This window comes from Sphingomonas sp. GlSt437 (genome assembly GCF_048015635.2).
Classification (GTDB): Bacteria; Pseudomonadota; Alphaproteobacteria; order Sphingomonadales; family Sphingomonadaceae; genus Sphingomonas.
In genome coordinates this window covers 350,163-361,541 of the sequence record NZ_JBPGYA010000003.1, presented here as the reverse complement: position 1 = coordinate 361,541, position 11,379 = coordinate 350,163, and the positions used below count along the sequence as shown (strand labels likewise).

14 protein-coding genes are annotated in these 11,379 nt (G+C 66.1%); 6 read left to right on the top strand and 8 right to left on the bottom strand.

Annotation, left to right across the window (positions count from 1 at the left end):
* Positions 1 to 63: 63 nt before the first annotated feature.
* A complete protein-coding gene (locus ACLB0R_RS15755) occupies positions 64 to 330 on the bottom strand; it encodes a succinate dehydrogenase assembly factor 2 (protein WP_416644293.1) in 267 nt (88 codons plus the stop codon).
* A gap of 164 nt (positions 331 to 494) precedes the next feature.
* On the opposite strand from ACLB0R_RS15755, the gene recG reads away from it, so the two are divergent.
* On the top strand, positions 495 to 2,558 hold the full coding sequence (recG, locus tag ACLB0R_RS15750; protein WP_416644292.1) for an ATP-dependent DNA helicase RecG: 2,064 nt from the start codon (positions 495 to 497) through the stop codon (positions 2,556 to 2,558).
* Here the strand turns inward: recG and ACLB0R_RS15745 are convergent, their stop codons facing one another.
* From ACLB0R_RS15745 to ACLB0R_RS15720, 6 genes are all read right to left on the bottom strand, one after another.
* Positions 2,559 to 2,879, bottom strand: coding sequence for a PilZ domain-containing protein (locus ACLB0R_RS15745; RefSeq protein ID WP_416644291.1), 321 nt, complete (start codon positions 2,877 to 2,879; stop codon positions 2,559 to 2,561).
* 160 nt (positions 2,880 to 3,039) lie between these two features.
* Entirely contained in the window at positions 3,040 to 4,269 is a 1,230-nt protein-coding gene (gene tyrS, locus ACLB0R_RS15740; protein ID WP_416644379.1) for a tyrosine--tRNA ligase, read from the bottom strand.
* 42 nt (positions 4,270 to 4,311) lie between these two features.
* A complete protein-coding gene (locus tag ACLB0R_RS15735) occupies positions 4,312 to 5,442 on the bottom strand; it encodes a peptidoglycan DD-metalloendopeptidase family protein (protein ID WP_416644290.1) in 1,131 nt (376 codons plus the stop codon).
* An 18-nt stretch (positions 5,443 to 5,460) separates the two neighbouring features.
* Complete coding sequence (gene surE / locus ACLB0R_RS15730) at positions 5,461 to 6,225, bottom strand: 5'/3'-nucleotidase SurE (protein WP_416644289.1); 765 nt, start codon at positions 6,223 to 6,225, stop codon at positions 5,461 to 5,463.
* The gene (serS, locus tag ACLB0R_RS15725) at positions 6,225 to 7,502 is read right to left on the bottom strand and encodes a serine--tRNA ligase (protein ID WP_416644288.1); all 1,278 of its coding nucleotides are present in this window, start codon (positions 7,500 to 7,502) and stop codon (positions 6,225 to 6,227) included. Before serS ends, surE begins: the two co-directional genes overlap by 1 nt.
* A 59-nt stretch (positions 7,503 to 7,561) precedes the next feature.
* Positions 7,562 to 7,711, bottom strand: coding sequence for a PEP-CTERM sorting domain-containing protein (locus ACLB0R_RS15720; protein ID WP_416644287.1), 150 nt, complete (start codon positions 7,709 to 7,711; stop codon positions 7,562 to 7,564).
* Between the two features lie 91 nt (positions 7,712 to 7,802).
* Here ACLB0R_RS15720 and ACLB0R_RS15715 point away from each other — a divergent pair, with 91 nt between their 5' ends.
* From ACLB0R_RS15715 to ACLB0R_RS15705, 3 genes are all read left to right on the top strand, one after another.
* Positions 7,803 to 8,501: a hypothetical protein gene (locus ACLB0R_RS15715; RefSeq protein WP_416644378.1), complete on the top strand. Its 699-nt coding sequence runs from the start codon at positions 7,803 to 7,805 to the stop codon at positions 8,499 to 8,501.
* A 722-nt stretch (positions 8,502 to 9,223) separates the two neighbouring features.
* A complete protein-coding gene (gene dksA, locus ACLB0R_RS15710; protein WP_416644377.1) occupies positions 9,224 to 9,589 on the top strand; it encodes an RNA polymerase-binding protein DksA in 366 nt (121 codons plus the stop codon).
* Between the two features lie 92 nt (positions 9,590 to 9,681).
* Positions 9,682 to 10,056 (top strand): PilZ domain-containing protein, encoded by a 375-nt coding sequence (locus ACLB0R_RS15705; protein ID WP_416644286.1) that lies wholly within the window; start codon positions 9,682 to 9,684, stop codon positions 10,054 to 10,056.
* Positions 10,057 to 10,124: 68 nt separating this feature from the next.
* Here the strand turns inward: ACLB0R_RS15705 and ACLB0R_RS15700 are convergent, their stop codons facing one another.
* Positions 10,125 to 10,280 (bottom strand): YdcH family protein, encoded by a 156-nt coding sequence (locus ACLB0R_RS15700; protein ID WP_416644285.1) that lies wholly within the window; start codon positions 10,278 to 10,280, stop codon positions 10,125 to 10,127.
* Positions 10,281 to 10,499: 219 nt separating this feature from the next.
* On the opposite strand from ACLB0R_RS15700, the gene ACLB0R_RS15695 reads away from it, so the two are divergent.
* Together ACLB0R_RS15695 and ACLB0R_RS15690 are read left to right on the top strand one after the other, a co-directional pair.
* A complete protein-coding gene (locus ACLB0R_RS15695; protein WP_416644284.1) occupies positions 10,500 to 10,697 on the top strand; it encodes a YdcH family protein in 198 nt (65 codons plus the stop codon).
* Positions 10,698 to 10,794: 97 nt separating this feature from the next.
* Positions 10,795 to 11,256 carry a DUF1465 family protein gene (locus ACLB0R_RS15690; protein WP_416644283.1) on the top strand — a complete coding sequence of 154 codons (462 nt, stop codon included), beginning with the start codon at positions 10,795 to 10,797 and terminating at the stop codon, positions 11,254 to 11,256.
* The last annotated feature ends 123 nt before the right edge of the window (positions 11,257 to 11,379 follow it).

Here is an 11,379-nt window from a genome sequence, read left to right as displayed (position 1 = left end):
CTGACGGTACGGGTTGATGAGTGGACCCCGGAACACGTCCGGGGTGACGAAAGAGGCTGGCTGCTATTCCGCGATCGGCACGTAATTCAGCGTCTTCAGCGCCGCCATCACCGTGCCGGCCCAGCGATCGGGCACGGCTTGCGTGCCCATCGCCCAGGCCATGATGTCGACGTTCTGCTCTTCGAGCAGCGCCTCGAACAGCGTGATCTCGGCATCGGTCCAGGTCGCGGCATGCGCGTCGAAAAAGCCGCCGATCAGCAAATCGGCTTCCTTGGTGCCACGATGCCAGGCGCGATAGCCCAGGCGCTTCAATCGGGTTTCGCGGTCCATCGGCTCCAACGACAATTGGCCGACGGCGCTTTGCAGGCACCTCGGCTGACTGAACATCCCGCCCCGTTCGCCCTGAGCTTGTCGAAGGGCCGTTCTTGTTTCTAAAGAAGAGCAGGGCTTCGACAGGCTCAGCCCGAACGGCAGCGAGTAAAGCCCACTTAGCCATGCGGCCCGAAATCCTCAATCCATTGTTCGCGGAAGTGACCGCGCTGAAGGGCGTGGGACCCGGCCTTGCCAAGCCGCTCGAGCGGCTGGGGTTGCGGCGCGCGGTCGATGTCGCGTTCCACTTGCCGACGGGGTTCATCGATCGGCTCCCGCGCGACGAGCTGATGGTGGGCGATGTTGGGCGCACCATCGCGATCACGTTGACGCCGGTCGATTATCGCCAGAGCGCCGGGCGCGGGCCGATGCGGGTGCATGCGACCGACCGCCAAGGCAATTACGTCACGCTGGTCTATTTCGGCGGCAATGCCGGCTGGGTGAAGAAGCTGTTGCCGCTGGGCGAGCCGCGGCGTGTCTCGGGCCGGCTCGACAGCTATGGCCAGGATTTGCAGATCGTCCACCCGGACTACGTCCTGCCGCTCGACGAGGCCGCCGATCAGCCCGAGCGCGAGGCGATCTATCCGCTGTCCGAAGGCCTCACCTCGCGGCGGCTCGGCCAGATGGCGGAGCAGGCGATCGCGCGCGCGCCACAGCTGGCGGAGTGGATCGAACCCGGTCTGCTCGTGCGGCACGAATGGCCCGCCTGGCGCCAGGCGCTCGCTCGCGCGCATGCCGACCCCGCCGATATGAAGGCGCGCGAGCGGCTCGCTTATGACGAGGTGTTCGCCAATCAACTCGCCCTGATGCTGGTGCGCGCGTCCAACCGCGCGCGGCGGGGCAGGGCGCTCGTCGGCGACGGGCGGCTGCGCGCTATGCTCAACCTGCCCTATCAGCCGACAGGCGCGCAGCGGCGGTCGATCGCCGAAATCGAGGGCGATCTCCAGCAGCACCAGCCGATGCTGCGCTTGCTGCAAGGCGATGTCGGCTCGGGCAAGACACTAGTCGCGGTGATGGCACTGCTGATCGCGGTCGAAGCGGGCGCACAAGGCGCGTTTCTGGCGCCGACCGAAATCCTCGCGCGCCAGCATTATGACAGCGTCCGCGCGCTGCTCGCCGGGCTGCCGGTCAACGTCGCGGTGCTGACCGGGCGCGACAAGGGTCGGGCGCGGGAGAGCGTGCTGATGGGGCTGGCCGATGGCTCGATCGACATCCTGATCGGCACGCATGCGATCTTCCAGGAAGCGGTCGGCTATAAGGACCTCGGCCTCGTCATCGTCGACGAGCAGCATCGCTTCGGCGTGGCACAACGGATGCTGCTGACCGAGAAGGGCCAGCACCCGCCGCACCTGCTGGCGATGACCGCGACGCCGATCCCGCGCACGCTGACGCTCGCCATGTATGGCGAGATGGATGTCAGCCGGTTGGACGAAATGCCGCCGGGCCGCCAGCCAATCGAGACGCGCGTGGTGTCCGAGGATCGCTTGCCCGAAGTGATCGATGCGCTCGGCCGGCATCTGAGCGACGGCGGCCAGGCCTATTGGGTGTGCCCGCTGGTCGAGGAGAGCGAAAAGACCGATCTCGCCGCTGCCGAGGCGCGCGCCGAGGTGCTGCGCGCGCGGTTTGGCGCGGACCGGGTGGGGCTCGTCCATGGCCGAATGAAGGGGCCGGAGAAAGACGCGGTGATGGCGGCGTTCGCGGGCGCGCGCACCGGCGTGCTGGTCGCGACGACGGTGATCGAAGTCGGCGTCGATGTGCCCAATGCGACGCTGATCGTGATCGAGGCGGCGGATCGCTTCGGGCTGGCCCAGCTCCACCAGCTGCGCGGACGCGTGGGGCGGGGGAGCGGCAAGTCGAACTGCCTGCTGATCCGCGGCAACACGCTCAGCGAAACCGCGCGCGCGCGGCTGGCGTTGATGCGCGAGACCAATGACGGCTTCCGCATCGCCGAGGAGGATTTGCGGCTGCGCGGCGCGGGCGAATTGCTCGGCACTAGGCAATCGGGTGAGATGCGGTTTCGGTTGGCCAGCGAGGAACAGCTCAACACGCTGCTGCCGATCGCCAATGACGATGCGCGTCTGCTGATCGATCGCGATGGCGGCTTGGATGGGCCGCGCGGGCAAGCGGCGCGGGTGGCGCTGTATCTGTTCGAGCGCGAGGCGGGGGTGGCGCTGCTACGGTCGGGGTAATCAACGGCCCTTCAACAGCACCGCGAGCAGCTCGTAATAATCCGCCAGCGCGATCGTCTGATCGAGCTCGCAGCCGATGCGGCCGCCGAGCGACCAGCGCACTTGCGCCATCACCCCGCCGATGACCGGAAATACCACGCGCAGCCGTTCATCGACCGCGATCGGCGTCTCGCACCGCGCCATCAGCCCCATCGCCGAGATATTGACGATCAGCAGCGTGAACGGGTGCCCGTCGCTGCCGATCGCGCGGGCGCGGTAATGGACCTCATCGCGGACGAGGGTCCGGTCATCGGAAAACGCCAACGCGGCCCGCGTCGCCATGGTGCTGGTCCCCTTGCTGGCCCATGGCGACGCTAGGGGGCGAGCCGTGAAGCGGTGGGCAACAGACGTGATTAATGCCGTGTTTGCGATGGTTTAGTGTTGGCGGTCGGTCGCAAATCCCGTCGCCCAGGGGCAAGGCTGTTTGCCGAAAAACTCGGTATTATGACGGCGTCAGCAACCCATGGTGCTTCTTGCCCGCCGAGACGCGCACGGGTGCGTCCGTCAGCGTCACGACCGCCGCTTCATCTTCCACCCGCTCGCCCTCGACCCGCGCGCCGCCGCCCTTGATCAGCCGGCGGGCTTCGCCCTTCGAAGCGGCCAGGCCCAGCGCGACCAGGGCATCGACCACGCTGATCGAGCCGCCGCTCACCTGATGCGTCGGCAAGGCATCTCCGGCCGCCCCTTCCTCAAAGGTCTTGCGCGCGGTCTCTGCTGCTTCGGCAGCGGCAGCATCGCCCCGGCACAGCGCGGTGGCGGCGTCGGCAAGGCGCTTCTTGGCGTCGTTGATCTCGGCGCCTTCGAGCGCTTCCAGTCGGGCGATCTCATCGAGCGGCAGATCGGTGAACAGGCGCAGGAAGCGCCCGACATCGCGATCGTCGGTGTTCCGCCAGAATTGCCAATAATCATAGGCCGAGAGCTGATCTTCGTTCAGCCACACCGCGCCGGCTGCCGTCTTGCCCATCTTGGCGCCATCCGCCGTGGTGATGAGCGGCGTCGTCAGGCCGTAGAGCTCGGTGCCGTCGATGCGGCGGGTGAGCTCGATGCCGTTGACGATGTTGCCCCATTGGTCCGATCCGCCCATCTGCAACCGGCAGGCGACGCGGCGCGACAGCTCCAGGAAATCATAAGCCTGGAGGATCATGTAATTGAATTCGAGGAAGGTCAGCGGCTGTTCGCGATCGAGCCTGAGGCGCACCGAATCGAAGCTCAGCATGCGGTTGATGGTGAAGTGCCGGCCGACATCGCGCAGGAACGGGATGTAATCGAGCGCGTCGAGCCAATCGGCGTTGTCGACCATAATCGCGTCGGTCGGGCCGTCGCCGAAGGTGAGAAACCGTTCGAACACCCGGCGGATCGAGGCGATATTGCCCTGGATGGCGGCATCGTCGAGCAACCGCCGGCTCTCATCTTTGCCGGATGGGTCGCCGACCTTGGTCGTGCCGCCGCCCATTACCACGATCGGCTTGTGGCTCGCCTGTTGCAGCCGCCGCAGCATCATGATCTGCACCAGGCTGCCGATATGGAGCGAGGGCGCGGTCGCGTCGAACCCGATATAGCCGGGCACGACCTGCTTGACGGCGAGCGCATCCAGCCCCGCCGCATCAGTGAGCTGGTGGATATAGCCGCGCTCATCGAGCAGGCGCAGCAGATCGGACGAATAGCTGGTCATCACGCGCCCGCGCTTAGGGCAAAGCGGGGGCAATGCGCAACGTTAGCGCGCCGGCAGCTCGCTCAGCGGATCGACCGGGGTGCGGCCTTTGCGCAGCTCGAAATGCAGCTCGGGCCGGTCGGCGAAACCCGTTTCGCCCGATCGCGCGATCACCTGGCCGCGCTTCACGCTCTGGCCGCGCTCGACGAGCACGCGCGCCGCATGGCCGTAGACCGTGGTCCAGCCATCGCCATGCTTGACGATGATGAGCCCGCCCAAGCCCGCGACGCCATCGCCGGTATAAGCGACCACGCCGTCCGCCGCGGCCTTGACCGGCGTGTCGAGCGGGACGGCGATCTTGATCCCGTCATTGCGCTCGCCGGTGCTGGCGCGACCGAAGCGCTTCACGACCGTGCCGTCGACCGGCCAGGTGAACGCGCCGTTGAAATGGCTGGGGGTCGAAATCGGCACATCGGGCGGGGGCAGATGGGCAAGGGAGGTCCTGGCGCGCGTCGGCCGCTCGCCCGGCGTGATCGCGGGTTCGCCGCCGGTAACGATGTCGTCGATGATGAGGCCAAGCGAGCGATCGTCTTTTCCGGGTGTCGCGCTGCCGAGATCGAGCGGCGGCGGGCCAGCCGACGCGCTGCTCTCACCGGGGATCAGCAGCCGCATGCCGGCGCGCAGCACATAGGGCTCGACCAGCTCATTGGCGTCGACGATCCGCGACCAGGGCACGCCATAAGCCCGTGCGATGGCAATGCCCGTCTCGCCGGCATGGACGAGGTGGTAGCGTCCGCCGGGGATCCGCAGCCGCTCACCCACCGCGATCACGAAGGGCGGGGCGATGCCGTTGGCGCGCGCAATCGCTTCCGATCCGGCGCCGGTGGTGGCGGAGATGCTGCGCAAGGTATCGCCGGGCTGGACGATATAGTCGCCATCGGCAACCGTCTGCGCATCGGGCGTGACCGCACGCATTTCCCAGGGCTGGCGCGGCGCGGGTAGCGGCGCGGACCGATCGCCCTCATCCCCGCGATCGGGCCCGAAATCGGGCGGGACGAGGCGCTCGGGGGTGCGGCCTTGGGGTCGATCGGGCGGGGGCGGGGCGTCAGGCGGCTGATAGTCCTGATTGGGGATGCAGCCGCCGATCAGCAATGACAGCGCGAGGCCCGCCAATCTCCTTCCGGTCAATGCCATCCCCCCTCGCTCCTCCCGCTAGCGATAGATGCCGCGCAGCATATCAAGCGAGTCGCGGTGTGTCAGGTCGAGATGGAGCGGCGTCACGGTGACGTAGCCCTGCTCGATCGCCTCCAGGTCGGTGTCGGCGGCGGGCGTGTGCGCGACGCGGCGCAGGCCGTACCAAAAATAGGGGTAGCCGCGCGGATCGACGCCTTCGACGAGCTTGAGCCCGCCATAATCGCGCAATCCCTGGCTGACCACCTTGACGCCTACCACCTCGTCCGGCGCGACCGGCGGGAAATTGATGTTGACCAGGCTGCGGGGCGCGAGCGGCGCCTCGATCAGCGGCCGCAACACCTTGGCGCCCCATGCCTCGGCGCAATCGAACGTGACCTGGTCGCCGCTGCCGCGCACTGCCTCGCGCTGGCTGAGCGCGATCGAGCGGATGCCGGCGAGCGCGCCTTCCATCGCCGCGGCGACGGTGCCGGAATAGCTCACATCCTCGCCCAGATTGGCGCCGCGATTGACGCCCGACAAGATCAAGTCGGGCGGCGCATCCTTCATGACATGAGCGAGTGCCATCATCACCGCATCGGTCGGCGTGCCAGTGACGGCGAAGCGCCGCTCGCCGAGCGTGCGCAGGCGGACGGGCTGGGTGATGGTGAGCGAGCGGCTCTTGCCCGATTGCTCCTCGATCGGCGCGACGATGGTGATGTCGTCGGACAGCTCGCGCGCAATCGCTTCCAGCACCGCCATGCCGCGCGCGTTCACGCCATCGTCGTTGGTGAGCAGGATGCGCATCACGCAGGCTCCAGCCGGTTGAGACCTTTGAGATAAGGGTGCAGCGCTTCGGGGATCGCGACCGACCCGTCCTTCTGCTGATAATTCTCGATCACCGCGACGAGCGTGCGGCCGACCGCGAGGCCCGAGCCGTTGAGGGTGTGGACGAAGCGCGTTTGCTTCTCCTCGGCCGGGCGATAGCGCGCATTCATCCGCCGCGCCTGGAAATCGGTGCAGGTCGAGCAGCTGGAGATTTCGCGATAGCGGCCCTGACCGGGCAGCCAGACTTCGAGGTCATAGGTGCGGGCGGCGGAGAAGCCCATGTCGCCAGTGCATAGCTTCATGCGGCGGAAGGGCAGGCCAAGGCGTGTGAGAATGTCCTCCGCGCACCCGGTCATCCGCTCATGCTCGGCTTCGGACTGGTCGGGCGTGGTGATCGAGACCATTTCGACCTTCTCGAACTGGTGCTGGCGGATGAGGCCCCGCGTATCGCGGCCCGCAGCACCTGCTTCGGAGCGGAAACAGGGGGTGAGGGCAGTGAAACGAAGGGGGAGGGCTTCCTCGGGCAGGATTTGCTCACGGACGATGTTGGTCAGACTGACTTCGGCGGTGGGGATGAGCCAGCGGCCATCGGTCGTCTTGAACAGGTCCTCGGCGAATTTGGGTAGCTGCCCAGTGCCGAACGCGGCTTCGTCGCGGACGAGCAGCGGCGGCACGACCTGCTCATAGCCATGCTCTTCGGCCAGCACGTCAAGCATGAATTGGCCGAGCGCGCGGTGTAGCTTGGCGGCGGCACCGCGGATCAGCGTGAAGCGCGCGCCGGCAAGCGCAACGCCGGTCTCGAAGTCGAGGCCGAGCGCGGTGCCGATGGCGTCGTGCTCGGCGGGGGTGAAATCGAAGGCGGGCAGGGTGCCGCGTTCGTGGATCAGCAGGTTGTCGTTCTCATCCGCGCCGTCGGGTACGTCGGCAAGGGGGAGGTTAGGGAGCCAAGATAATGTATCCCTCAAATTCTCTTCTGCTTGTCGCTCCTTTTCCTCCAGCTCAGCCAGTTGCCTCTTTAATGCGACAACCTCTGTCATCAGCGACTGAGCTTTATGCTCATCTCTGGCCGCCTTCGCTGTTCCAATCGCATGAGATATCTCATTTCGACGGGCTTGGACGGTTTGAAGTTCCGTGGTGACGTTGCGGTACACCGTGTCGAGAAGACCCAGAGCCGATGTATCGAGCTCATACCCCCTACGCCGCAGCGCAGCCCTAAAACCTTCGGGATCGTTTCGGATGGAACGGATGTCGTGCATGGCGACGGGCTATGGCGAGGCGCAATGCCCCGCGCAAGCCCGCGTCACTCGCTTGAAGGTTAGACCGCCGCCGCCGCCTTCTTCGCCAGCCGCTTGCGGGCGACCAGGCCGCTCGCCCCCAGGCCGAACAGCAGCATCATCGGCGGCGCGGGCACGTCGGCGGGCGGGCCGCCGGTCGAGCCGGTTGCGCCGCTGGAGGTGCTCGACATGCCCGAACTGGTGATGCCGCTCGACGTGCTCCAGCCCGCGCTCGACGAGCCATAGGACGAGCTGCTCGTCGAGGACGACGCCGACGAGGTGATGTTGCCGCTCGATGACGAGGAGGATGACGTCGACGAGGACGACGAGACGTTACCGCTCGACGATGCCGATGACGACACATTGCCCGACGAGGAAGACGAGGACGACACGTTGCCGCTCGACGAGGACGAGACGTTGCCCGAGCTGCTGCTGCCGCCGCTCGCCGAGGAGATAAAGCCCGACGATCCACCCGAGCCGCCGCTGGCCGAGGAAATCGATCCCGACGAACTCGACGACGTGCTGCCCGACGAGAAGCCGCCGGTGCTCGACGAGGTCGACGATCCACCCGATCCGCCGGAGCCGCCCGAGCTGGTCGAAGACGACGACCCGCCCGTGCTCGAACCGCCAGTGCTCGACGAGGTCGAGGACCCGCCCGAGCTTGTCGAGCTCGACGTGCCGCCGCCGCTCGAGGTCGACGAGATGTTGATGTTGATGCCGCTCGATCCGCTCGAGCTGCTGGTCCCGCTCGAGGTGCCGCTGGAGGTCGTGCCCGACGACGTGCCCGAGCTGGCAAAGCCGCCGGTGCTGGTCGTCGAGGAAACGACGATACCGCCCGATCCGCCACCGCCACCGAAGAAGCCGCCGGCGAAGAACCCGCTCGATCCGCCAAAGCCGCCCGAACCGCCGATCAGCACCGCGCCGCTCGATCCGCCGCTGCCGGTCACCGGGAATTCGCCGCTCGATCCGACACCGCTGTAAACGGGGGGAAGCGGAACGGGGGTGCCCTGGCTGGTCAATTGCACAATGGCCGGCGCGCAGGCGCTCCGGGTCGTCGTGGTGACGACGCGGCGCACGCGCGACACAGGATGCCGCGCTGTCGTCGTGGTCGTGACGATTCGGCGGACATGCGTATAGCCATGATGCGTTGTTGCCCGCGCGCGCTCGGTCAGGTGCACGGCGCCGCCGCCGATCACCGCCCCGCCGCAAGCGCAAGCGCAAAGTTTCGCCATGGCCATCCGCACTGACATGCTAATAATCTCTCGCCATGTTCACCGGTTGGCGCTCGCCGAGTAAAGCTGTTCGCCAATCGTGCTCATATCCGCAAAAGGACGAAACAAAGCGTTAAGTTCAACGCTGTTAACCATCAATTCACCATGCTTTGGTCTTTTTGGCGGGCAGTGATCGCTCGACTTATGGTTAACGTGCCGTGGTGGGACGGAAATGCGCGCCAAGCTCCATCAGTCGAGTAGTTTTTATGACCGGCAGCCCCTGCATCGGGGTTGCTTGTGGATCGCCGGGCGCGTGGCTATAGGCGCGACCAGTGAGCGGCGATGTCATCGGCCCCCACGGCTGCGGACATGGCACGTGAGGGGAGAGGTATGGCGTCGGTTTACAAGCAGATCAGCGAGCCGGGTGACAGCGTGTCGGGTGAAGCGTTCCAAGCCGAAGACGGGTATCGGCCGAGCCCCGACGAACCATTCATGAATCCACGGCAACTTGAATATTTTCGCGCCAAGCTGCTGAAATGGAAAGACGATATCCTTGCGGAAGCGCAAGGCACGCTCTCGCAGCTGCAGACAGAATCGCTGCGCGAGGCCGATCTTACCGATCGCGCATCGAGCGAGACCGATTGGTCGATCGAGCTGCGCACACGTGACCGTCAGCGCAAGCTGATCGCCAAGATCGAAGCGGCGCTGCGCCGCATCGACGAAGGCGAATATGGCTATTGCGAAGTGACCGGCGAGCCGATTTCACTCGGTCGCCTGGAAGCCCGGCCGATCGCGACGATGACGGTCGAAGCGCAGGAACGCCACGAGCGGCAGGAAAAAATATCGCGCGAGGACTGAAAATCCGGCCGATCCGGCGCGATCGGTAAGGCTTTGGATACCATTTTCTGTTCTAGATTGCCCGTAGAAATCGGAGCAAATCAGGCAGCCAGATGGATCAGTTCTACGGCAAACCGCATGGGCTCGTGCCCGCCGACGATGTCGCTTCGCAGCGCACGGCGCGGGACAGCTTGTTTCTCATGGCCCAATTCCGCTTGTTCGGGCGGACCGAGGAAACGCAGGTGCGCGTGCGCAACTTGTCGGCCGGTGGCTTGATGGCGGAAGTGACCGAGCCGCTGGCGATCGGTACGCCGGTCGAGATCGACGTGCGCGGCATCGGCTGGGTGTTGGGCCGCGTTGCCTGGGCCGCAGCGGGACGCGTGGGCATCGCGTTCGAGCGCGATATCGATCCCCGCATGGCGCGCAAGCCGGTTGGCGGGGGCACGCAGACGCCGATTTTCGTCAAGCCCATCCTGCCGCGCCGCTGATCTTGCCGGTATCGCCGGCGGCTCGCTCGGGGCGAGCCGTCGGCGCGATTTACCGGATCACCGGCAAGCTATTGCGCGAACAACGCTTCCTTCACGCGTAGTTTCTGCTTTTTCAACGAAGCCAGCACGATCGCATCGGGCAGCGGGCGCTGCGATTCGGTGGCGATCTGTCGGTCAATTTGCGCATGCTTGGCTTCAAGAGCCGTCAGATGAGCGCTGTGCATGGAGTAAACCTCCTTGGCTGTTGACTGGCGGGAAATGCCGCCAGTGAGTGAAGTAAATCACGAACCGATAGCAAAGTCGCTAGCGAAGTTGGTTAGCGCGGATCGGCCCGGCGTGAATTCGCGGCGGCTGGCCTGGCGCGCGCGCGCGCGATCCGCTTGCGCGCCGGATGGCCAAGCTACCCCCTTGTGTTCGGCAGCGCGGGGCCGCAGGAAAAAGCCATGGATGAGCGCCTGATCGCCAAGCGAATCGAGCTGCTCAAGGTCGAGCATCGCGACCTTGATGCCGCTATCGGCGCGCTCGACGAGCAGGGATCGATCGACCAGCTGCAAGTCGCGCGGCTGAAGAAGCGCAAGCTGCGCCTGCGTGATGAGATCGCGTTGCTCGAAGACATGCTCGTCCCCGACATCATTGCCTGACGACAAGATGGTTACCGCGCCGATACGGGACGCTGCGCGGGATCGGGCAGCGTTATCGCCCGTTTCCAGCCGCGTCTGATTCTGGCAGCGAGAAGGGATGGGGGTCATTGAAGCCGAGTCGCGACTGCATCGCCACCTGATCGACGCCTTGTACGTCGATGCGATGCTGCTTGCCGACGAGGCGCGCGCTTATTTCGATGAAGCTGGGCGAGCGGAGCGCGACACTCTGTTGCCGATGGCGCGCGTCGGCTTTTCGTGCGAGTCGCTCAAGGTCACGACGCGGCTGATGCACGTCATCGCGTGGCTGTTGACCCAGCGCGCGGTTGCCGCCGGCGAAATGGCGCCGCGCGATGCACTCGATCCCGCGCGCCGCCTGGGTCCCGCACCCGAAAGCGACATGGCGCTCGTCCAGTCGCTGCCCGACAAGGCACGCGAACTGGTGCTGACCAGCATGGACCTGTTCCGCCGCACCGCGATGCTCGACGAAGGCCAGACGCTGCCGGTGCCCGAAGCGAGCCCGGTGCGGGTGATGCTGGAACGGCTGGCGGGGAGCCTGTGAAACTCCCATCCTCCCCCGCTAGGGGGAGGTGGCACGCTTTAGCGTGACGGAGGGGGAGGTTGTCGAGGCGGCCGTTGGGATCCTCGCCCTCCGTCGCCTGCAGCGACACCGTGCAAGGTCGCC